Here is a 22,374-nt window from a genome sequence, read left to right as displayed (position 1 = left end):
CAGGGCCTTTCTCTTTATAAAGTCGGACCCCAAAGCTCATTTATCGTTTTAAAGTAAAATGGCCATTGCTTTTCCTCCCATTTGCTAATTTTACGGTAAACCAGTAGTCGTCAGAAGGTAAAGGAACTCCATTAAATATCCCGTTCCATCCTAGTGGGTCTGATGGTGATAATTGTTTAAGTAGTTTACCATATCGATCAAAGATATAAATTGTGGTGCTCAGATCGAGATTTGCATTTATCCCTTTAATATTCCAATAATCGTTATAACCATCGCCATTAGGGGTGAAGTAATTTGGAGCTTGTAAAACTATTATTTCTTTTATTATTTGACCACAGCCATTAGTGTTTTCTATTACCAATTCATGAATGCCGCCGGGAACATTTTCAAAAAAAGGTGAATTTTGGAAAGTTGTTGAAGTTCCATTTTGGAACTGAATCATGTATTTATAATCATCTGGATTTACCACATCAATTGTTACTTGATTTTCTGGTTTTAAATCGTGGATTATTATATCATTTATTCTTGCTAAACGGGATACATCCACGTTAAAATTTATTGTTGTAGAACAATCGGATTTGTTTTTTACGACAACAGTATAATCTCCTTCTTTATTAATTGATATTGAGGGAGTGTTTTCGCCTGTTGACCATGTATAGGTGAAATCATTTATTGAGAAAGGAGAAATGATTTCGGGTTGTAGTGTAACGATTGGATTGATATCTCCTTCACATATAATTCTGTTTTCTAAAACATTAATCTGTGGTGTGGTCTCTACAAGGAGCTCTAATTTTCCTGTTCCGTAACAGCCCTCGTCGTTTTCTGCACGGATATATATTGTTTTGGCAACTGATATAAATTCATCGCTTAATTCATTTTTACCAAGTGCGCTATCATTTTCAGTAGGATAAAAATACAGCCGCACGTCTGTAGGTAAATTTAAATCTGTTTTAATTAGTTGGGTTTTAGTTGCCAAATTAAAAGCGGCAGTTCCGTCTCCAAGATCACATGCATGCATTGGTTCTGGAATTATTGAAATGTTTTTATTGGCATGAAGGATGACACTTCCTAAACTATAACAAGAGGAATTAGGCTGAGTAATTTTTGCATGTAATAGTTCGTCAGGAGTATTGTTTTTATAGATGTTGGGAATTGATTGTGTATTGTAGATGTCATTCTCTGCATCACTGATACTGTGGTAATAATAAACCTCAAAGTTTTTTTCACCTAAACAAATTCCTTCGTTTGCGAGTGCCAAATTAAAAGTACTTATCCCGTCTGTTGGATTGGCGTCTTGAGTATCACATTGTGTTAATTTGTATGGCGTTGACAAAACTTTTGGAGCATCATAGATTGTAATTACTTTTTCCAGAGGATCTCTTGTTTCTCCATTAACAGTTTTTGTTAGAATAACTTTATAGTCACCTGCTCTTGCATAGGTGTGGTACGCTTCACGATCGGTAGAACTGGTGCCATCTCCAAATTCCCAGAGAACACTATCAATAGTTTCAACCGAATTAATATAAAAATGAGTTGTTTGGCCTAAACAATTGAATTCATAGTTAAAGGAGTAAAGAAACAATGATGTAATGAAGGGAGGCAAACCTAGTTTTGTAATTTTTGCTTTTAAATCAATAGAATTTTGCATGTAATTACAATTAGTGCCATCTGACTCAGGATTGTTTATAACAGATAATTTAGTTGTTCCTTCGGACAAAATAGGGTAGGTGGCACGGTATATTTTTTCATCTATTCCCAGTTGTAAACCACCTGCCACATATAAAGACGTATTGATTGTTTTATTTGAAGTAGCAATATTGGAACTTTTTAAATCATATTGAAGTAGTGAGCTTCCAGTTATTACAGACTCGCTGTTAAAATTATTCGTGGTTATATAGAGTTTTTTAGACTTAGCAGAAAACTCTAGGCCATATGGATTTGAATTTCCTAAAAGTTTCATTTCGTTCGCTAACGATCCAGTAGTCGAATTGAAATCGTAAAGCAAAACTGTTCCTGTATTCCTTATAATGTTATTTTTTGGGCCAAGTTCATTCGAAGATCTTGTCGAGGCATTAGCCATAGCTATTTTTTTGCCATTTGGGGATGCTTTCAAGTATCCAATTGCATTGCTATTATATCCTCCTGTGGAAATATTAGATGAAAAAGTTGTTTTAACTGGTTTTTGTTCAACTCCCGTACTACTTATTTTAAAGGCATAAAAATTATTTTTAAAATGAGTAATAACCCAAAAAGAAACACCATCACCATGTTGTATAGCTGTGATTTTTTCAGAACATTTAAATTTTACTTCCTCTTCATTATCCTTATTATAGGTTATAAGGTGGACGTTTTTTTCTTCACTGGAAATAGCGCCTAACCCATTATTTAATCTCAAATCTACTAGGGAGTAGTTTAACCCATTATTAGGGGGATCTATATTATTTAAGGGGTTATCATCTGCATTATTTGGATGGGGTTCGTCTACAGTAAATATATAATATAGATTGGGATTGTTGGGTTTTGGAACAATTATGGCAGATTGTGTACTTGAATTATGCCCTAATAATCCAAAACCATTTTGCATAAGCTGATGAGATTTATCATATACTACAGAACCATCTGTATAAAAAAGTAGATTTCCGTTTTTGTCGGAAATACTGGCACAACCTTCCGCAGTACTTAATTTACCATTTGTAAGTGCTACTGGACTGCCAGAATTAAAATCGAGACCTGCATTAATGCCAAAATACCAAATTGCAGCTTCTTTTTGTGCAAAAGAAGGAGCTGCAAAGAGGAGAGAAAGGCAGAATAAAAAGGCGCTAAATTTCATGGATTTTGGAAAGTGACAAATGTAGGTATAATTCGTTTAAAAATAAAATATTAACAGATTGAATGAGTATTACTCAATATTTTGCCTTTTGTTGTAGGTCTATTTAAAATTTCAGTCAATATTGAAAAAATATTCCATACCTCTTATCAGTATAATGTGATTATAAAATTAGGCTAAAAATAAGTCAGAATTAAATTTTAATTATAGTTCTGATCTTTTTTTTTTGGTTCTATCTTCAATAGGATTTGGTCATAATCTAAATTTAGATATGTGTCTTGAGATTTGCTATAGGTTTTTTTTATGATGCTCCAAAAAGTGGTAGTCCAAGGGCTCAAATACTTTCCAATCATGTTTTTTAATATCATCGCTAATTTTGAGTTTCAGCGGATTTTAATCAGAGAAATGTATCTAATTAATGTCTCACTAGTCCCCAATTTCAATTGAAATATCATTTAAGATGAGGGCTTAAGTAGCTGTCTCCATTAGTTTGTGTTGCAAATTGTTCATGCATTTTGGACTAAAAATAAAAAAACCGAAGCGCTCACTTCGGTTTCAATCTCAATTTATAATAATCCGGCTCTTTTTAATAAAGCATCTGGACTAGGTTCGTGACCTCTAAAACGTTTGTATAGAATTATCGGATGTTCGGTTCCTCCTTTTGAAAGGATATTATCTTTGAATTTATCAGCGACTTCCCTGTTGAAAATTCCTTTTTCTTTAAAGAATTCAAAAGCATCTGCGTCAAGAACTTCAGCCCATTTGTAACTGTAATAACCGGAAGAATAGCCGCCTTGAAAGATGTGGGAGAACGAAGTGCTCATCGCATTTTCGGCTACCTCAGGATACAATTGCGTTTGGGCAAATTGCTCTGTTTCAAAAGCTTTTATGTCTTTTATGTTCGAAGGATCTTGTGCGTGCCATCCCATGTCCAATAATCCAAAACTCAACTGGCGCATCGTGGCTATTCCTTCCTGGAAATTAGCGCTTTCCTTGATTTTTTGTACTAATTCAATCGGAATCATTTCATCCGTTTGATAATGGTAGGCAAATAATGCCAAAGCCTCGGGTTCATAACACCAGTTTTCCATAATTTGACTTGGTAATTCTACGAAATCCCAATATACAGAGGTACCGGATAAACTTGGATAAGTGGTATCGGCCAACATGCCGTGTAAAGCATGACCAAATTCATGAAACAAAGTAGTCACTTCATTAAATGTTAAAAGTGATGGTTTGGTTTCTGTAGGTTTGGTGAAATTGCAAACAATAGAAATATGAGGCCTTTCATTGCTACCATCTTTTACAAATTGAGATTTGTACGAAGTCATCCAAGCGCCGTTGCGTTTTCCTTTTCTTGGAAAAAAATCAGCGTAGAAAATGGCAACCAGATTATTGTCGATGTCTTTTACTTCGTAGGTGGTAACCTCGTCATGGTATTTGTCGATTTCGAAAGTTTCTTCAAAGCTAAGTCCGTACAGTTTTTGAGCAGTTGTAAAAGCTCCGTCCAACACTTTTTCCAGTTGGAAATAAGGTTTTAGTTTTTCATCGTCCAAATTGAATAATTCCTGTTTCAGCTTTTCAGAATAATAAGCGCCGTCCCACTTTTCCAATTGTTCGATTCCGTCCAATTTTTTGGCGAAAGCGGTTAGCTCGGCAAATTCTTTAAGAGCTGCGGGTTTTGCTTTGGCCAATAAATCATTTTCGAAAGTCAGAACTTTTTCAGGGCTTTCAGCCATGCGTTCTTCGAGAACAAAATGGGCGTGGGTAGCATAGCCTAAAAGTTGTGCGCGCTCAAAACGAAGTTTGGCAATTTTAAGTACATTTTCCTGGTTGTTAAACTCATTGTCTTGAAAGCCTTTGGCGCCAAAAGCGATGGACATTTTTTTTCTAAGTTCACGATTGTTAGCATAAGTGACAAAAGGAACATAACTTGGGTAGTCCAGGGTAAAAATCCAGCCGTCTTTTTCTTGGCTTTTTGCCAAAGAACGGGCAGCTTCTATGGTGCCTTCCGGCAAGCCGGATAAGTCTTTTTCATCGGTAAGATGCAACTGGAAAGCTTGGGTTTCTGCCAGAACATTTTCGCCAAATTTCAGGCTTGTCTTTGAGAGTTCCTTGTCTATTTCACGAAGTTTTATCTTTTTGTCTTCCGGAAGATTGGCTCCGTTTCTGGAAAAACTTTTGTATTTTTCATCCAGTAAAGTAGTCTGTTCCGGGTTGAGGTTTAAGCTTGATTTTTGCTCGTAAACGGTTTTTACTTTTGCAAATAAATCGGCGTTAAGTCGGATATCGTTTCCAAATTCTGACAGTAAAGGAGAAACTTCCTGCGCGATTTTTTGAATTTCGTCATTGGTTTCTGCCGAATTCAGATTGAAGAAAATGCTGGAAATCCGGTCTAAAGTATAGCCGCTGAAATCCAAAGCTTCGATGGTATTCTTGAAAGTTGGCGCCTCTTGATTTTGAACAATCGCATCAATTTCGGCTTTGGCTAATGCGATTCCTTCTTGAAAAGCGGGAAGATAATCTTCGTTTTTTATTTTCGAAAAAGGAGCGGTATCGAACTTGGTGTCGAATTTTGTAGTCAGTATGCTCATTGTTATGTTTTTTAGTTCTGATAACGGCGGTATCTTTTTCCGGCTTTTAGGTAAGAAAAAAATAAAGCGGATATCGGGAAATAGCTCCTGAGAAAACAGGAGCGATTATTTTTTTAGGAGACTTTCAGAGGCGATAATTACCGCATCTTTCAGGCCTGTTTTGTATAATATAACTTTGTCGAGTACCTTTTTATCGTGACTTCCGATGATTTGAGCGGCTAATATTCCGGCATTTTTGGCTCCGTTTAAGGCTACAGTGGCTACAGGAACGCCGCCCGGCATTTGCAAAATAGACAAAATGCTGTCCCAGCCATCGATTGAGTTGCTTGATTTTACAGGAACTCCAATTACAGGAAGTGGCGACATCGAGGCAACCATTCCCGGTAAATGTGCGGCTCCGCCGGCTCCGGCAATAATTACCGAAATCCCGCGGGCATGTGCGTTTTGGCTGAAATCGAACAGCTTTTCGGGCGTTCTATGTGCCGAAACAATGTCGACTTCTATTTCTATTTCAAATCCTTTTAGGATGTCTATGGCTTCTTGCATTACCGGCATATCAGATATGCTTCCCATGATTATGGCTACTTTGCTCATGTTTTTTTTATTTAAAGATTTAAAGATTTAAGTATTTAAAAATTGACTGTTTCAATCTTTCAATGTTTCAATCTTTTAATTAACGGCTGATTACTCGAATCGTATTTTTTACGTCCTGAGCAATTCGTCGGGCTTCATTGATGTTTTGATTTACAATGGTTACATGTCCCATTTTTCTGAAAGGGCGTGTTTGTTTTTTGCCGTAAATGTGTGGTGTGACACCGTTCCATCCTAGTATTTTTTCGATGTTTTCGTAAACAACATCACCAGAAAATCCTTCTTCTCCAACTAAGTTTACCATAATTCCGGCTACTTTGCTTTCGGTATTTCCTAATGGCAAATCAAGAATAGCACGCAAATGGTTTTCGAACTGTGATGTGTAACTGGCTTCGATGGAATAATGTCCTGAATTATGCGGTCGCGGTGCAACTTCATTTATCAGGATTTCATCGTCTTCTGTTTGGAACATTTCGACAGCCAATAAGCCTACATGGTTGAATTTTTCCGAAACTTCTAAGGCAATTGCTCTTGCTTTTTCGGCTACTTTGTCATCAATTCGGGCAGGACAAATCACATATTCCACCTGATTGGCTTCCGGGTGAAATTCCATTTCTACTACAGGATAGGTTTTCATGTCGCCTGATGGATTGCGGCAAACGATAACAGCCAATTCATTTTTGAACGGCACCATTTCTTCGGCAATGCATTCCACATTAGCTAAGTTGTCCAAATCAGAGACGTGTCTAATGACTTTTACGCCGTTTCCATCGTATCCAAATTCAGTGCATTTCCAAACAAAAGGCAGTTTTACTTTGGCTTCAAGAATGTCTATTACTAGACTTTTAATGTCTTTGAACTTTTTATAGCTTGCTGTGGGAATATTATGTTGGGTATAAAAATCCTTTTGGGTTCCTTTATTTTGGATTAATTTGAGCGTTTTAGGCGAAGGATAGACTTTTAATCCTTCGTTTTCTAATTTTTCTAAAGCCTCAAGGTTGACCAGTTCGATTTCGAAAGTCAAAACATCCACTTGTTTTCCAAAGTTGTAAACGGTATCAAAATCCATCAAATCTCCTTTGAAGAACTGATCGCAAGCAATCTTGCAAGGTGCTTCATCGCTGGGATCCAAAACATAGGTTTGTATATCAAATTTTCTGGTGTCAAACAAAAGCATTTTACCCAATTGTCCGCCACCTAGAATTCCTAATTTAAAATCAGAAGAAAAATAATTCATGCTGTTGAAAGTTTATGAAAAGCAAAGATACTTTATAATGCTTGAATAGGGAAATGCTATTTTATTTTCTGTTTAATTTATTTTGGCCAATAATTGTTTTTTTAGTCCTTTTTTGGGTTTTTTTATAATAAAACTGATATTAAAGCCACAAAATTAAAACTCAATTGTCAATTCTAAAAAGCGAATTCTGTATCTTTGGCAATTATTTTAAAATAAGATAATAATGATTCAACTTCACGATAAACAATTTGTTCCGTTTATTTCTGCCAAAGAGATAGACTTTGCAATAACAAAGATGGTAAAGCAGGTCGAAGATGATTTTGCCGATGAAATCCCTGTATTTGTGGGTGTTTTAAATGGCTCTTTTATGGTTGTTTCTGATTTTTTGAAGAGCTATAAAAAGCCTTGTGAAGTAAGTTTTATAAAAATGACTTCTTATGAGGGGACATCTTCAACAAATGAAGTGAAACAATTGATTGGTTTGAATCAGGATTTAACCGGTAGATCTGTGGTTGTCATTGAGGATATAGTTGACACAGGAAATACTTTGGTAGAACTAAAGGAATTGTTCAAGAAGCAAAATATAAAACATTTTAAAATAGCCACACTGTTTTTTAAACCGGAGGCTTATAAAAAAGATATAAAAATAGATTATGTCGGAATCAGGATTCCGAATAAATTTATTGTAGGTTTTGGTTTGGACTATGATGGTCTGGGCAGAAATTTACCGGAAGTGTATAAATTAAAAGAATAACTAGGCAACACAGATTATGATTAACATTGTTTTATTTGGAAAACCAGGCGCAGGAAAAGGAACTCAAGCAGAGTTTTTAAAAGAAAAATATAAATTGACACACCTTTCAACAGGAGATATTTTTAGATTTAATATCAAAAATGAAACTGAACTGGGGAAACTAGCTCAGACTTTTATTGATAAAGGTGATTTGGTTCCGGATGAAGTAACCATTAAAATGTTGCAAAGTGAAGTGGAAAAAAATCCAAATTCGGCAGGTTTTTTATTTGATGGATTTCCTAGAACTATTGCACAAGCGCAAGCATTAGATGCTTTTTTGGGGACAAAAAAAGAAGTAATTACAGCTACCATCGCTTTAGAGGCTGATGATGAGATTCTGGTGGCGAGATTGCTGGAGAGAGGGAAAACTTCTGGTAGAGCCGATGATCAGGATGAAGACAAAATTCGCAACAGATACCAGGAATACAACGAAAAAACAGCTCCGTTAATGGGGTATTACAAAGAACAAGGGAAGTTTTATGCTGTAGATGGTATAGGGTCTATTCAGGAAATTACAGAACGATTGAGTTCGGTTATCGATAATTTATAAGTTGAAAAATTGTTTGATGTTTAAAGTTTAAAGCTGCCCTCGGCAGCATTAAGCTTTAAACTTTAGACCTTAAACAAGAAAATGGAAATACTAATAATACTTTTTCTAATCCTATTGAATGGGGTTTTCTCCATGTCAGAAATCGCCTTGATTTCGGCAAGAAAAAACCGATTAGAAAATGCTGCCAAAAAAGGGAATAAGAACGCCGAAATAGCTTTAGATCTAGCAAACTCTCCTAATAAATTTTTGTCCACAGTTCAAATTGGGATAACTTTAATTGGGATCCTGACAGGGATTTACAGCGGAGATAAAATAACAACCAATGTAGAGACTTTTGTAGCGACATTTGAAATTTTAAAACCTTTCGCGAATACTATTGCCGTAGGAATAGTTGTGGTTGTACTGACATTTTTTTCATTGGTTTTAGGGGAATTGTTGCCCAAAAGAATTGGACTAAATTATCCCGAAGCTATTGCCAAAGCAGTAGCCATGCCGATGAAAGTAGTTTCAATTGTAACAGCTCCTTTTATATGGATGCTGACTCATTCGACAGAGTTTTTATTGAGTATTATGCAAATCAGACCAACTGCCGATGGAAAAGTAACCGAAGAGGAAATAAAAGCCATTATCAAGGAAGGGACTGAAGTTGGTGAAGTTCAGGAAATTGAGCAAGATATTGTGGAGCGCGTTTTTCATATTGGCGACAGGAAAATAAATTCATTGATGACTCATAGAAAATCAGTGGTTTTTTTACCTTTGCATTCTGATAAGGAGGAGGTTAGGAAAGCCATGCTCAAAGAGTTGCATTCAATTTATCCTGTATACGGGGATAATTATGATGATATCGTTGGGGTGGTCAATCTGAAACATATTTTCGCCAATTTTGAAAACAGTAAATTCAATTTGGCCGATATCATGACTGAAGCGCCTTTTATGATGGAGTATACTACTGCATATAAGGCTTTGGAAAGATTTAAAGCAACAGGAATTCATTATGCTTTTGTGTCTGACGAATACGGGGTTTTTCAGGGAGTAATTACTTTGAATGATATTCTTGAAGCTTTAGTGGGCGATGCGTCTGATTTTTACAAGGAAGATTTTAAATTAGTCGAAAGAGAAGATGGAACCTGGCTGGTTGACGGGCATTATTCTCTGCACGATTTCTTGACTTATTTTGAATTGGACGAATTAATAAATGATTACGAAGTCACTACAGTAAGCGGTTTGATAATGACAGAGCTTTCTCATATTCCAAAACAAGGAGAAAAATTGGTTTGGCATAAATTTGAGTTAGAAGTCATTGATATGGATGGCGCGAAAATTGATAAGGTAATGGTGAAATCATTGCGAAAATAGAATTTGGTTTATGATTTAAAGTTTAAAGTTGGTTTTGTCAAAGCTTTAAAACATTAAATTTTTAGACTTTTAAACAAAAGAAAATGACTGAAGGGAATTTTGTAGATTATGTAAAAATATTTGTTTCATCTGGAAAAGGTGGAAAAGGATCTACGCATTTGCATAGAGAAAAATTTATTGAAAAAGGGGGGCCTGATGGTGGAGATGGAGGACGTGGAGGACACGTATATCTTGTAGGAAACAAAGGACTTTGGACATTATTTCATCTTAAATTTGCGCGTCATATAAAGGCGGGTAATGGAGGTGATGGTAGTGGTGATCGAAGTACAGGAGCTGATGGAGATGATAAATACATCGAAGTGCCTTTAGGAACTGTGGTAAAAGATAAGGAAACAGGAGAAATCTTGTTTGAAGTTACTGAAGATGGCGAAAAAAGGATTCTTTCCCGAGGAGGAAAAGGAGGACTAGGGAACTGGCACTTTAGAAGTTCTACGAATCAAACACCAAGGTATTCACAACCGGGATTGCCTGGAACTGAAATGGATGTGATTTTAGAATTGAAAGTACTTGCTGACGTAGGTTTGGTAGGATTTCCAAATGCGGGTAAATCAACGCTTTTATCTGTGTTGACCTCTGCAAAACCAAAGATTGCCGATTATCCGTTTACAACTTTAAAACCAAACCTTGGTATCGTTGCCTATAGAGATTTTCAATCTTTTGTAATTGCAGATATTCCCGGAATTATTGAAGGTGCTGCAGAAGGAAAAGGTCTAGGGCATTATTTCTTGCGCCATATTGAACGTAACTCGACCTTGTTATTCTTAGTTCCTGTTGATACACCGGATATAAAAGCAGAATACGATATTTTGGTAAACGAACTTACTAAGTACAATCCGGAAATGCTGGACAAAGAACGTTTATTGGTAATTTCGAAATGTGATATGTTGGATGATGAGCTAAAAGCGGAATTAAAAGCAGAGCTAGATGTTGCTTTCAAAGATGTTCCTTATATGTTTATTTCATCTGTTTCTCAACAAGGTTTGACAGAATTGAAAGATAAATTATGGAAAATGTTGAATGATTAGAAAATAAAATTTTTCACACAAAAGGTGTTCTAGAAATAGAGCACCTTTTTTTTAGGGCTAAATTTGTTAAATCCCTAAAATTAAGTTAAAAACTACTAGCTTGCTGATGCTTTTTAAAGAGAACGGATTATAAAATTGAGAAAATGATTTATATTCGCACCACAAAAAAATATTTGAATTATGAAAAAAATAATTTTATTCTTAACAATGTGCCTGATGACTTTCCCCGTGAAAGCAGACGAAGGGATGTGGTTTTTGATGTTTATCGAAAGATTGAACCATAGAGATATGGAAAAAATGGGCTTGCAACTGACAGCCGAAGAAATTTACAGTATCAATAACCATAGTTTGAAAGATGCCGTGGTTCAATTTAACGGTGGTTGTACAGCCGAAATCGTTTCCAAAGAAGGATTAGTGTTAACGAATCATCACTGTGGTTACGACGCGATAGCTGAGCTTTCGTCTGAAGAGCAAAATTATTTGAAAAATGGTTTTTGGGCTAAGGATAAAAGTGCCGAAATGAAACCAAAATCATTATACGTTCGTTTTTTCGTTCGTATGGATGATGTTTCCAAAAGAATTTTATCTAAAGTAAATGATAAAATGACTGAGGCAGAAAGAAACAAAGCAATTCAACAAGAAATGGCTTTGATTGAAAAAGAAAATAACGAAGGCGGAAAATATACGGTTTCTGTTCGTCCTTTCTTTCAAGGAAATGAATACTACTATTTTGTTTATCAGGATTACAAGGATGTTCGTTTAGTGGGAACTCCGCCTGAGAGTTTAGGAAAATTTGGAGGAGATACAGATAACTGGGAATGGCCAAGACATACCGCCGATTTTTCTATGTTTAGAGTTTATGCTGATGCAAATGGAAATCCAGCCGAATATTCTAAAGACAATGTGCCTTTGCAACCAAAGCATTATTTGCCAGTAAGTTTAAAAGGAGTTAAAGAAAATGATTTTGCAATGATTTTGGGTTATCCGGGAAGAACCAACCGTTGGATGCCAGCAGGAGGAATAGAGCAAAACGTGAAATTTGCTTATCCAGCTTGGGTTGAAGGAGCAAAAACTGGGATGGACAGAATGAAAGTATATATGGATAAAGACGAAACCGTTAATCTGGAATATGCTTCTAAATATGCTTCAACGGCTAATTATTGGAAAAACCGTCAAGGAATGATTGATGCTTTAACCAAAGCCGGAACAGCAAAAACCAAAGCAAAACAAGAAGCTAAATTCAATACTTGGGCTAATAAAAAAGCCAACAAAGAGAAATTTGGGAATGTTATTGCAACAATTAATAATTATTATGCGGCAACTAATTTAAAATCGAGCCATGACAGCTATTTAACTCAATTGATGAGAACGGCAACTTATGGTGCTACTCCTGCTAATTTAGGGAATGCGATGTTAGCATATTTTAAAGAAAATGAAGCCAAAAGAGCAGAAATGTTGCCTAGATTAAATCAATTTATTGATGCGGCCTATGGGAAATTCTACGCTCCTTTAGAGAAAGATGTTTTTACAGCTCAATTAAATTTGTATGCTTCAAAAGCGGCAGCTTACGGACTTCCTGAAAGTGTTGCAAAATTAAAAGAAGCGAATAAAGGTGATTTTACTGCTTTTGTAAATGAGGCTGTTGCCAAAAGTATTTTTGCAAATAAAGAAAGCGTTTTGGCTTTTATGAAAGATCCAAAACCTGAAAATATTGCCAATGATCCTTTATATGTAGTGTCAAATGATTTATCGACAAAAATTAGAGCTAAATCAGCAGAGCAATTACAGGCAGATGACGATTTTGCCAAAGCATTCCGCAATTTAGTAGATGGTTTACGTGAATCTAAAATGAATTTGATAAAGTATCCGGATGCAAACTCAACATTGAGATTGACTTACGGAAAAGTACGTGCTTTGCCTGCTGACAAGCGCAATGATGCGGAGGTGAATAATTATACAACAATGACCGGAATGGTTAAAAAGTATAAAGCAGGAGATCAGGAATTTGATTTGCCAGCACGATTATTAGAATTGAACAAAGCAAAAGATTTTGGTCAATATGCTGATGAAGCTGGTTTTATGCCTGTAAATTTCTTGACTGACAATGATATCACAGGAGGGAATTCAGGTTCGCCAGTATTGAATGGAAAAGGAGAATTAATCGGTATTGCATTTGACGGAAACATCGAGGCAATGGCTGGTGATGTTATTTTTGATGCTAAATTGCAAAGAACAATTAGCGTAGATATTCGATATGTACTTTGGATCATTGATAAATATGCTGGAGCCAAGCATATCATCGATGAGATGACCATTGTGAGATAAACGATGATTTTATTTTAAGAAAGCCTCTTAACTTGTGTACATAACAAGTTAAGAGGCTTTTTTTTATTGTTAAACCTTTTGGAATGAAAGTGGGTTGCAATTATAAATTTCCTTATTTTTGGACAATGAAGCATTTTGTATATTTAATGGTATTTCTTCCAATAATCGCTTGGTCTCAATCTAACTTTGATAAAGGGGTAAAGCTTTTTAAAGAAGAAAAATGGGCTCAGGCAGAAGCTTTTTTTGAGCTTTTTTTAAATGAAAATCCAAATCATTTAAAAGCAATTGAATATTTGGGAGATATTGCCGGAAAAAATAAATCCTGGGACAAGGCAATTGGGTATTATAAAAGACTCAAACAGTTGAAAACCAATGAGGCTGATTATTATTACAAATATGGAGGCGCCTTAGGAATGAAAGCCAAAGAATCGAGTAAGTTTAAGGCTCTTGGAATGATTAGTGAGGTCAAGGACTCTTTTGAAAAAGCTATTATTCTCGATCCAAAACATATTGAATCGCGTTGGGCTTTGATAGAACTTTATATTCAGTTGCCAGGAATTGTAGGGGGTAGTGAAGCCAAAGCCATACAATATTCTAACGAATTATTGCGATTGTCTCCCGTTGATGGTTATTTGTCAAGAGGACATATTGAGGAATATTTTAAAAGATATACTCTTGCAGAACAGCAATACAATAAAGCAATAATTGAAGGAGGTTCGAAGAAAAGTTATCAAAAACTAGCTAACTTGTATAAAAACAAAATGAAAGAGCCGGAAAAAGCCAAAAAAGTATTAGAATCTTATAATAATAGATAAGTTCAAGATAGAGTAGTAATCTTGAATTCAACAACCATAAACCAATAATTAGAATGCGTACACATTTTATCGCTATCGGAGGAAGCGCCATGCACAATCTAGCGCTGGCATTACACAATAAAGGATATCAGGTCACAGGAAGTGACGACGCTATTTTTGAGCCGTCTAAATCAAGATTAGAAAAAAAAGGAATTTTGCCTGTAGAGTTGGGATGGTTTCCTGAAAAAATAAACTCAGATATTGAAGCAGTAATCTTAGGAATGCATGCTAAGGCAGATAATCCGGAACTATTGAAAGCGCAAGAATTAGGGTTGAAAATATATTCTTATCCAGAATTTCTATACGAACAATCCAAAAATAAAACCAGAGTAGTCATTGGCGGCTCCCATGGGAAAACAACAATCACTTCGATGATTCTTCATGTGATGCACTATCATGATATTGCGGTCGATTATATGGTTGGTGCGCAATTAGAAGGTTTTGACACGATGGTCCATCTTACGGAGGAAAATGATTTCATGGTTTTGGAAGGAGATGAATATTTGTCTTCGCCAATAGACAGAAGGCCCAAATTCCATTTATATCAGCCTAATATTGCTTTAATTTCGGGGATTGCTTGGGATCATATTAATGTTTTTCCAACGTATGAGAATTATGTAGAACAGTTTGAGATTTTTATTGATAAGATTACTAATGGCGGAATTTTAGTCTATAATGAAGAAGATCCTGAAGTAAAACGAGTTGCTGAAGCAGCAGTAAATCCGATTCGTAAATTGGCTTATCAAACGCCAAATTATAAAGTAGAAGACGGAATAACCTTATTAGAAACTCCTGAAGGTGATATGCCTATTGAAGTTTTTGGAGCGCATAATTTAAATAACTTAGCTGGAGCCAAATGGATTTGCCAAAATATGGGTGTCGATGAGGCTGAATTTTATGAGGCGATTGCCAGTTTTAAAGGAGCATCTAAACGTTTGGAGAAAATTGCAGAAAGTAAAAATAAAGTAGCCTATAAGGATTTTGCACATTCGCCAAGCAAAGTTGCGGCCACTACCAAAGCAGTAAAAGAGCAATATCCAAACCGGACTCTAGTGGCTTGCCTGGAATTGCATACGTATAGCAGTCTAAATGCGGAGTTTTTAAAAGAATACGAAGGCGCTTTGGAATACGCTGATGTAGCGGTCGTATTTTATTCGCCTGACGCGGTAAAAATAAAACAATTGGATGAGGTGACTTATGAACAAATTGCTACTGCTTTCAATAGAAAAGATTTGATTATTTATACTAACCCGAAGGAATTCAAGGATTATTTATTTAATCAAAATCTTGAAAATTCAGCCTTATTGTTAATGAGTTCTGGGAATTATGGAGGATTAAATTTTGACGATGTAAAAGGGTTAATTTCGAATTAAATGTGCTGAGATGAACTAATTTAAAATTAAGATTATGGCTGAGAATTCCTTTTTTTCAATTGCAAATTGGTCCGAAGATGACAAGCCACGAGAAAAACTAATGCTAAAAGGCAAAAGCGCTTTGAGTGATGCTGAATTAATCGCTATTTTGATTGGTTCAGGAAGTCGTAATGAATCGGCAGTTGATTTGAGTAAAAGGATTTTGGCCAGTGTAGATCATAATTTAAATTCGTTAGGGAAGTTGTCGGTTTCTCAACTCATGCAATTCAAAGGAATAGGAGAGGCAAAGGCAATTTCGATTATTGCGGCAATGGAATTAGGGAGGAGAAGAAGAGCCGAAGAAGCGGTGGAATTGATTAAAATTACTTCCAGTAAAATGATTTTCGAAATTATGCAACCGCTTATTGGGGAATTGCCGCATGAAGAATTTTGGATTGTATATTTGAATAATTCGAATAAAATACTTTCGAAATCACAACTAAGTAAAGGCGGAATAACCGGGACTTTGGTTGATGTAAGATTGGTATTTAAGAATGCTTTTGAAATGGGAGCAACCGCTTTGATTTTGTGTCATAATCATCCATCAGGGACTTTGGTTCCTAGTGATGCCGACAAGCAAATTACCAAAAAGCTAAAATCAGCCGGGGAGAGTTTAGAAATAAAAGTCTTGGATCATTTGATTGTTACTGAAAATAATTACTTTAGTTTTGTTGATGAAGGAATATTCTAAAAAGATAAAATGAAAATTACGAATATAAAAGATGTGTTCTTTGATTTAGATCATACGCTTTGGGATTTTGATAAAAATTCCGAATTGACATTTGAGAAAATATTCAGTCGTAAACATCCGGCAATTGAAATTGGGGAATTTATTGAGAAATATGTGCCAATTAATCAAGCCTGTTGGACACTGTATCAATACGATAAAATCACCCATCAGGAGTTGCGCTACAAGCGGTTGAAAGAATCTTTTGATGCTTTAAATTATATTGTTTCTGATGAGGAAATTGAAACAATATCTCAGGAATATATTCAGTTATTGCCAGATAATAATCATCTTTTTGATGGTGCTTTTGAAATTTTGGATTATCTCAATGGGAAGTATAAACTTCATATTATTACTAATGGTTTTGCGGACGTTCAATTTAGAAAAATGAAGAATGCCAAGCTGGAGCCTTATTTTGAATCAATCACTAATTCAGAAATTGCGGGAGTAAAAAAACCAAATCCTATTATTTTTGAGCACGCTCTAAGTCTTGCCAATGCTAAGAAAGAGAGTAGTATTATGATTGGTGATTCTTTAGATGCTGACGTTCAAGGCGCTTTAAATATGGGGCTGGACGCTATTTTTTTTAATGAAAGCAATAGGCCAGTTGAGGAGAATATTAAACAAATCAATCATTTGTTAGAATTGAAAAAATATTTATAATGAACGGGATTCTGTAGTCTAATTAGCAGGTCCCAAACAATAATCAATACATTATTACTTATGAAAACAAGATTTTTATTTTTACTATTATTTGTTGCCAGTTATGGTTTTTCACAATCGGTAAATGATTACAAGGCAGTTGTGCTGCCATTGAAGTTTGACTTTATGAAAAGCGACAATCAATACCGTCTGGCGACTTTGTCAAAATTTAATTTGAGTAAAGCAGGTTTTGAGGCTTTTTATGCGAATGAAACAATGCCAAGTGGATACAATGAAAGATGCAGTTTGCTGTATTTTGATGTCGTAAAAGAGAATGGTTTCTTAGTCACAAAGCTTTTTATTACACTGAAAGATTGCTACGGAAAGATCGTTTTTCAATCAGAAATAGGGAAAAGCAAAGACAAGGATTATCAGGTGGCTTATACAGAATCTTTGAATGAGGCTTTCAAGTCGGTTTATGCTTTGCAATATAAGTATAGTGGGCAGACAATAAATAAAGTCAGTCAAGAGGTAGCTCCGTCTATTATGGTCCCTGCTGCGGCATCGAATGCTGTTGTGGATTCACAACTTGACAGTAGTGCAAATCTTCTTTATGCTCAACCGATGAATAATGGTTTTCAATTAGTCGACAGTACACCTAAAGTGGTTATGAAAGTTTTAAAAACTTCTTATTCGGGCTGTTTTATCGCTATAAAAGAGAGTAATCAAGGCGTTTTGATTTTAAAAGATGGTCGTTGGTATTTTGAGTATTATCAAAATGAAAAACTAATCTCTGAAAAAGTAGATGTTAAGTTTTAGTATTAAAAAACGGTATTCAGAAATCAAAAGCTGAATACCGTTTTTTTTAATAACCGTATTTGTTTTTCCATCTGTTTCTAAGGAATTCGCGGGTTGTGTTTTCTCTCGAATTATTTCCAGGAACATAGATGGCTTGGTTGCTCAATTCTTCGGGTAGGAATTCCTGATCTGCGAAATTATTGGCAAAATCATGAGAGTATTTGTATTCTTCGCCATAGCCCAGTTCTTTCATCAACTTTGTTGGCGCATTGCGCAAATGAATGGGTACGGATAAATCTCCGGTTTGTTTTACTAATTGTTGCGCGGTTCCTATTGCAAGATAGGAAGCATTACTCTTTGGCGAGGTCGCTAGATAAATAGCGCATTGACTCAGTATAATTCGGCTTTCAGGATAACCAATGGTAGCAACTGCCTGAAAAGTATTATTGGCCATAATAAAAGCGGTAGGATTTGCATTTCCAATGTCTTCACTAGAAAGGATCAGCATACGGCGCGCAATAAATTTCACGTCTTCACCACCTTCAATCATTCTGGCTAACCAATAGACAGCTCCATTTGGATCGCTTCCTCGAATCGATTTTATAAAAGCCGATACAGTATCATAATGTTGTTCGCCGCTTTTGTCATACAAAACGGTATTTTGTTGAACCAGTTCAAAAACGCGGTCATTAGTGATAATAATTTCGTTTTCAGCGGATGCATTTACGACAAGTTCAAAAATATTTAATAGTTTGCGTCCATCGCCACCCGAAAGGCGCAACAGAGCCTCTGATTCTCTTAATTCAATATTTTTAGTTGCCAAAATCACATCCGTTTTCATGGCCCGCTGTAATAAAGATTCTAAATTTTCTTTCGTGAACGCATTTAGAATATAGACTTGACAACGAGACAAAAGAGCGGGTATTACTTCAAAACTTGGGTTTTCTGTTGTGGCTCCTATCAAGGTAATCCATCCTTTCTCTACAGCGGCCAAAAGCGAATCTTGTTGTGATTTACTAAAACGATGAATCTCATCTATAAAAAGAATAGGATTTTTGGATGTAAATAATCCGCCACTTTGCTTTGCCTTTTCAATTACATCACGAATGTCTTTCACACCTGAATTTATAGCACTCAAAATATAAAAAGGACGCTTTGATTCTTGAGCAATGATTTGTGCCAAGGTTGTTTTTCCAGTTCCAGGAGGGCCCCATAAAATTAAGGAAGGAATGATGCCTTTTGTAATTTGTTGGGTTAAGGAACCGCTTGGTCCTACCAAATGGGATTGGCTGATGTAATCTTCCAGTTTTTGTGGACGTATGCGTTCTGCTAAAGGTGCTTCCATTTTTTATTTAATCGCAAATTTGATTATTCGTGAATTCGAAGAATTTCCGATTACAAATTTAGGTATAATCTAGCGGTTGAATGGACTAATCAACAAATTATCTTGTATGACAAAATAGCACTAAATTATTTTTGGTTGAATTTTTGAGTTAAATTAGTACAAGTAAATGAAAACCTAAATATGAGCGATAAACATTTTAAATTCACGACGGCAGTTGTGGGAATGCCTCTTTTTTTTGTGCTGTTCTTATGGTTTGTCTATTGGCTCGAAATTCGATTTGATTTTGATTTTGTAGAAAACGGAATTTTTCCAAGAACTGTATCGGGTTTACAAGGAATTGTTTTTGCTCCATTTATTCATTCAGATTTGAAACATCTTTATAGTAATTCAGTGCCTTTGTTAGTCTTGTTAGCGGCTTTGCAGTTTTTTTATCGAAAACAGTCTTTGATGGTGATCGGATATGGAATTTTATTTACAGGAATCTTTACTTGGGTAATTGGTCGGCCAAGTTATCACATCGGGGCAAGTGGTTTGGTATATGTTCTAGTCAGTTTTATTTTTTTTAAAGGAATTTTGACAAAGTATTATCGATTGGTTGCATTGTCTTTGGCGATAATTGTTGTGTATGGCGGGATGGTGTGGTATGCGTTCCCTAAAGTAGATGAAGCTATTTCTTGGGAAGGACACTTAGCGGGTTTGATGACAGGCTTTATATTGTCTGTTGCTTATCAGACACCGGAGTTTAAAAAAATACCAAAATACGATTGGGAGAAACCAGATTATAATCCGAAAGAGGATAAGTTCATGCAACGCTTTGATGAAAACGGGAATTTTGTAAATCTTCCAAAAGAGGAGGAAACAGAACAGCAAGATTCTTATTTTTCGGCAAGTCTGCCGGTGCATTATCAAATTATTGAAAATAAAAAAAATGAATCAAAACCGGAGCCTTGATTCATTTTTTAATGTTTTGTATGATTGGGATTTAACTTCTTTGTCTTACGGCTTCGTATAGAAATGCGCCACAAGCTACTGAAACGTTCAAGGAGCCAATTGTTCCGAACATAGGGAGTTTTGCTTTTTCATCTACAATTTTTAGAACAGAAGGATTTACACCACGATCTTCTGACCCCATGATAATGGCTACAGGTTCGTTTAGTGAGATATCATATATATTTTGATCTGTTTTCTCGGTTGCGGCGACTGTTTTAATTCCGCTTGCCTGCAAAAGAAAAATAGCATCTTTGATGTGTTCTACTTTACAAATAGGAATATTAAATACGGCTCCGGCAGAAGTTTTCACGGTATCACCGTTTACCGGTGCCGATCCTGCTTTTTGAACGATGATTCCATTCACACCAGTGCATTCAGCAGTTCGGATGATAGCACCAAAATTACGCGCATCGGAAATTTGATCCAATATCAAAAACAAAGGTTTTTTCCCGTTTTCGACAACTGTATTTATTAAAGTTTCTAAGTCGAAAAAAGAAATAGGAGAGATAGTTGCTACAGCTCCTTGGTGGTTGTTAGGGGTAAGTCGATTCAGTTTTTCAACAGGAACATAGGAGAAGTTGATATTACCACGCTTCATCACTTTCATTAAGTCCTTCATCAGTTCGCTGCTCGCTTCCTTCTGAATATAGACTTTGTCTACTGTTGCGCCCGCTTGAATGGCTTCAATTATTGCTCTAATCCCAAATATTTGATGTTCTTTTTCCATGGTGCAAATATATAAAAAAAACCACCCCAAAAAATGGGATGGTTTTAATATAATTGTTATCCGGATAATTAAAATTTATCCCAGAAAACTTTAGTTGTCTGCTTATCGCCACCTATAGCAGTAGAAGCTGCAGTATAGTTAGTTTTATTCAGGTTTTGTTCGCTAATAGGATACGTGTATCTTGTGGGAACAGGAAGTCCAGATACGGACGGTAAGTTAAAACCTGGCATGTCGTAAGTTCTCCAAGCAGTCCAAGCTTCGTATCCTCTGTTATACATGGCTAACCAAAGTTGATTACCAATTTTCACTTTCCATGTCCCTGGAGCTGTAAGATAGTTTACTTTAGGATTAGCTAAGTAGCTTGCAATACCAGTAGCTCCCCATTGATCGAATGAAGCTGTAATACCTTTATTGTAAAATCCAGCTGCTAATGCAGGAGTTCCTGATATAGAACGCTCTGCAGCATCTGCTAAATAAAAGTTTACTTCTGCATAATCCATTAAAGATGCTGGATTTGTTGGGTTTGTAACAATACTGCTTACATGAGTATTAGTATTAAAGTTACTCACTGAGCCATAAGTTCCTCCTTTGTATATGCCTGCGCCTAAATTTTCATCAAAGTAAACTTGTCTTCTCGGATCACTAAGATCGTTCATGAAATCTACTAATGTGTTAGCTATAACGAAATCAGATCTTCCTGATTGTACTAAATCTACCCATACTGGATTAGTATTAGGAGATGCGTTTGAATATGCCATTGATGCATTATCTGCATTTGAAGTGAATACACCACCACTAACAGCAGTTGTAATAGCAGATTGTGCTGTTGTAGACATTGAAGGGACATCAGCGATACGGATACCCATTCTTAATTTTAATGAATTACCAAATTTTTTCCAAGCACTTGCACTTCCGCCATAAATTGGATCTGCAGAACCGAAACCGTCGTCAGTTAAATTTGGAATGGCAGCATTTAAACGTGTAAAGAGATCAGCATAAACCGTAGCCGCATCATCATATACAGGTAAAACGTATTTTCCTGGGTCTAAAGCTTGAGAATATGGTATATTTCCAAAGGTCTCAACTAAGTTAGCCCAAGCATAAACGCTTAAAATTTCGATTTGAGCTTTTCTTGAGTCTTTAGTTGCTTGTGTAAAACTAGCGCTTATAGGCGTTGCCTCCGTGTTCTCTTTCGCAGTGGCTAAATCTAGAATTACGTCTCTGTACATTTCCGACCAATGTGCATTGGTGATGTTACGTGTATTAAAGTCGTAATTGGCTTCATCTACATACGTTGTTTCGGTCCAGTGTTGTCCTAACATTCTAAAGATGTTAGTGTTTACATTGGTACTTGTCATTTGATCAACTAAACTTTTGGTTGCACTAGTGAATAAAAACGATGCATCAACCTGAGTTGGATTCTTAGGGTCTCTATTTTTATTTTCGTATTGCTCGTCAGTTTGACACGAAACTAATAAAACAATAGAAAAAGCTGTTATTATTATTTTTTTCATAATTTTT

Annotated in this window: 18 protein-coding genes; 11 read left to right on the top strand and 7 right to left on the bottom strand. The window is 35.8% G+C overall.

Annotation, left to right across the window (positions count from 1 at the left end; all coding sequences use genetic code 11):
* Positions 1–40: 40 nt before the first annotated feature.
* From BUB25_RS14140 to BUB25_RS14125, 4 genes are all read right to left on the bottom strand, one after another.
* A complete protein-coding gene (locus BUB25_RS14140; RefSeq protein ID WP_072945445.1) occupies positions 41–2,830 on the bottom strand; it encodes a T9SS type B sorting domain-containing protein in 2,790 nt (929 codons plus the stop codon).
* Positions 2,831–3,393: 563 nt separating this feature from the next.
* Positions 3,394–5,421: a M3 family metallopeptidase gene (locus BUB25_RS14135; protein WP_072945443.1), complete on the bottom strand. Its 2,028-nt coding sequence runs from the start codon at positions 5,419–5,421 to the stop codon at positions 3,394–3,396.
* Between the two features lie 105 nt (positions 5,422–5,526).
* Positions 5,527–6,015, bottom strand: a complete 489-nt coding sequence (gene purE, locus BUB25_RS14130) for a 5-(carboxyamino)imidazole ribonucleotide mutase (RefSeq protein WP_072945441.1) — start codon at positions 6,013–6,015, stop codon at positions 5,527–5,529.
* A gap of 79 nt (positions 6,016–6,094) precedes the next feature.
* A complete protein-coding gene (locus BUB25_RS14125) occupies positions 6,095–7,249 on the bottom strand; it encodes a 5-(carboxyamino)imidazole ribonucleotide synthase (RefSeq protein WP_072945439.1) in 1,155 nt (384 codons plus the stop codon).
* A gap of 223 nt (positions 7,250–7,472) precedes the next feature.
* Between BUB25_RS14125 and hpt the strand changes: the two genes are divergently transcribed.
* The 10 genes from hpt to BUB25_RS14075 all read left to right on the top strand — a co-directional run bounded on the left by hpt (position 7,473) and on the right by BUB25_RS14075 (position 17,812).
* Positions 7,473–8,003, top strand: a complete 531-nt coding sequence (gene hpt / locus BUB25_RS14120) for a hypoxanthine phosphoribosyltransferase (protein WP_072945437.1) — start codon at positions 7,473–7,475, stop codon at positions 8,001–8,003.
* 16 nt (positions 8,004–8,019) lie between these two features.
* Positions 8,020–8,592 carry an adenylate kinase gene (locus tag BUB25_RS14115; RefSeq protein WP_072945435.1) on the top strand — a complete coding sequence of 191 codons (573 nt, stop codon included), beginning with the start codon at positions 8,020–8,022 and terminating at the stop codon, positions 8,590–8,592.
* 81 nt (positions 8,593–8,673) lie between these two features.
* Positions 8,674–9,948, top strand: a complete 1,275-nt coding sequence (locus BUB25_RS14110; protein WP_072945433.1) for a hemolysin family protein — start codon at positions 8,674–8,676, stop codon at positions 9,946–9,948.
* Between the two features lie 83 nt (positions 9,949–10,031).
* Positions 10,032–11,033, top strand: coding sequence for a GTPase ObgE (obgE, locus tag BUB25_RS14105; protein ID WP_072945431.1), 1,002 nt, complete (start codon positions 10,032–10,034; stop codon positions 11,031–11,033).
* A 180-nt stretch (positions 11,034–11,213) separates the two neighbouring features.
* On the top strand, positions 11,214–13,358 hold the full coding sequence (locus tag BUB25_RS14100) for a S46 family peptidase (RefSeq protein ID WP_072945430.1): 2,145 nt from the start codon (positions 11,214–11,216) through the stop codon (positions 13,356–13,358).
* 125 nt (positions 13,359–13,483) lie between these two features.
* Positions 13,484–14,173, top strand: coding sequence for a tetratricopeptide repeat protein (locus BUB25_RS14095; RefSeq protein ID WP_072945502.1), 690 nt, complete (start codon positions 13,484–13,486; stop codon positions 14,171–14,173).
* A gap of 53 nt (positions 14,174–14,226) precedes the next feature.
* Complete coding sequence (locus tag BUB25_RS14090; protein WP_072945428.1) at positions 14,227–15,585, top strand: UDP-N-acetylmuramate--L-alanine ligase; 1,359 nt, start codon at positions 14,227–14,229, stop codon at positions 15,583–15,585.
* A 34-nt stretch (positions 15,586–15,619) separates the two neighbouring features.
* Positions 15,620–16,315 (top strand): RadC family protein, encoded by a 696-nt coding sequence (gene radC / locus BUB25_RS14085; RefSeq protein WP_072945426.1) that lies wholly within the window; start codon positions 15,620–15,622, stop codon positions 16,313–16,315.
* Positions 16,316–16,324: 9 nt separating this feature from the next.
* Entirely contained in the window at positions 16,325–17,014 is a 690-nt protein-coding gene (locus BUB25_RS14080) for a YjjG family noncanonical pyrimidine nucleotidase (RefSeq protein ID WP_072945424.1), read from the top strand.
* A 60-nt stretch (positions 17,015–17,074) separates the two neighbouring features.
* The gene (locus BUB25_RS14075) at positions 17,075–17,812 is read left to right on the top strand and encodes a hypothetical protein (protein ID WP_072945422.1); all 738 of its coding nucleotides are present in this window, start codon (positions 17,075–17,077) and stop codon (positions 17,810–17,812) included.
* Between the two features lie 46 nt (positions 17,813–17,858).
* Here BUB25_RS14075 and BUB25_RS14070 read toward each other — a convergent pair whose 3' ends face one another.
* Positions 17,859–19,136, bottom strand: coding sequence for a replication-associated recombination protein A (locus BUB25_RS14070; RefSeq protein WP_072945421.1), 1,278 nt, complete (start codon positions 19,134–19,136; stop codon positions 17,859–17,861).
* 180 nt (positions 19,137–19,316) lie between these two features.
* Here BUB25_RS14070 and BUB25_RS14065 point away from each other — a divergent pair, with 180 nt between their 5' ends.
* Positions 19,317–20,087: a rhomboid family intramembrane serine protease gene (locus BUB25_RS14065; protein WP_072945419.1), complete on the top strand. Its 771-nt coding sequence runs from the start codon at positions 19,317–19,319 to the stop codon at positions 20,085–20,087.
* Between the two features lie 31 nt (positions 20,088–20,118).
* Here the strand turns inward: BUB25_RS14065 and rlmB are convergent, their stop codons facing one another.
* Together rlmB and BUB25_RS14055 are read right to left on the bottom strand one after the other, a co-directional pair.
* Positions 20,119–20,853, bottom strand: coding sequence for a 23S rRNA (guanosine(2251)-2'-O)-methyltransferase RlmB (gene rlmB / locus BUB25_RS14060; RefSeq protein WP_072945410.1), 735 nt, complete (start codon positions 20,851–20,853; stop codon positions 20,119–20,121).
* 68 nt (positions 20,854–20,921) lie between these two features.
* Entirely contained in the window at positions 20,922–22,367 is a 1,446-nt protein-coding gene (locus BUB25_RS14055) for a SusD/RagB family nutrient-binding outer membrane lipoprotein (RefSeq protein ID WP_072945409.1), read from the bottom strand.
* Positions 22,368–22,374 lie beyond the last annotated feature (7 nt).

The sequence above is a fragment of the Flavobacterium granuli genome (assembly GCF_900129705.1).
Lineage (GTDB): Bacteria > Bacteroidota > Bacteroidia > Flavobacteriales > Flavobacteriaceae > Flavobacterium > Flavobacterium granuli.
Note: the sequence above shows the minus strand (reverse complement) of the source record. Positions and strands in the feature narration are given on the sequence as shown.

What these genes read in the sequence shown, in the direction of transcription:
- BUB25_RS14135 (WP_072945443.1), bottom strand. Translation starts at nt 5,421, where the DNA reads ATGAGCATACTGACTACAAAATTCGACACCAAGTTCGATACCGCTCCT.
- obgE (WP_072945431.1), top strand. Translation starts at nt 10,032, where the DNA reads ATGACTGAAGGGAATTTTGTAGATTATGTAAAAATATTTGTTTCATCT.
- BUB25_RS14065 (WP_072945419.1), top strand. Translation starts at nt 19,317, where the DNA reads ATGAGCGATAAACATTTTAAATTCACGACGGCAGTTGTGGGAATGCCT.
- BUB25_RS14080 (WP_072945424.1), top strand. Translation starts at nt 16,325, where the DNA reads ATGAAAATTACGAATATAAAAGATGTGTTCTTTGATTTAGATCATACG.
- BUB25_RS14055 (WP_072945409.1), bottom strand. Translation starts at nt 22,367, where the DNA reads ATGAAAAAAATAATAATAACAGCTTTTTCTATTGTTTTATTAGTTTCG.
- BUB25_RS14075 (WP_072945422.1), top strand. Translation starts at nt 17,075, where the DNA reads ATGAAAACAAGATTTTTATTTTTACTATTATTTGTTGCCAGTTATGGT.
- BUB25_RS14140 (WP_072945445.1), bottom strand. Translation starts at nt 2,830, where the DNA reads ATGAAATTTAGCGCCTTTTTATTCTGCCTTTCTCTCCTCTTTGCAGCT.
- BUB25_RS14110 (WP_072945433.1), top strand. Translation starts at nt 8,674, where the DNA reads ATGGAAATACTAATAATACTTTTTCTAATCCTATTGAATGGGGTTTTC.
- BUB25_RS14090 (WP_072945428.1), top strand. Translation starts at nt 14,227, where the DNA reads ATGCGTACACATTTTATCGCTATCGGAGGAAGCGCCATGCACAATCTA.
- purE (WP_072945441.1), bottom strand. Translation starts at nt 6,015, where the DNA reads ATGAGCAAAGTAGCCATAATCATGGGAAGCATATCTGATATGCCGGTA.
- BUB25_RS14095 (WP_072945502.1), top strand. Translation starts at nt 13,484, where the DNA reads ATGAAGCATTTTGTATATTTAATGGTATTTCTTCCAATAATCGCTTGG.
- hpt (WP_072945437.1), top strand. Translation starts at nt 7,473, where the DNA reads ATGATTCAACTTCACGATAAACAATTTGTTCCGTTTATTTCTGCCAAA.
- BUB25_RS14115 (WP_072945435.1), top strand. Translation starts at nt 8,020, where the DNA reads ATGATTAACATTGTTTTATTTGGAAAACCAGGCGCAGGAAAAGGAACT.
- BUB25_RS14100 (WP_072945430.1), top strand. Translation starts at nt 11,214, where the DNA reads ATGAAAAAAATAATTTTATTCTTAACAATGTGCCTGATGACTTTCCCC.
- radC (WP_072945426.1), top strand. Translation starts at nt 15,620, where the DNA reads ATGGCTGAGAATTCCTTTTTTTCAATTGCAAATTGGTCCGAAGATGAC.
- BUB25_RS14125 (WP_072945439.1), bottom strand. Translation starts at nt 7,249, where the DNA reads ATGAATTATTTTTCTTCTGATTTTAAATTAGGAATTCTAGGTGGCGGA.
- BUB25_RS14070 (WP_072945421.1), bottom strand. Translation starts at nt 19,136, where the DNA reads ATGGAAGCACCTTTAGCAGAACGCATACGTCCACAAAAACTGGAAGAT.
- rlmB (WP_072945410.1), bottom strand. Translation starts at nt 20,853, where the DNA reads ATGGAAAAAGAACATCAAATATTTGGGATTAGAGCAATAATTGAAGCC.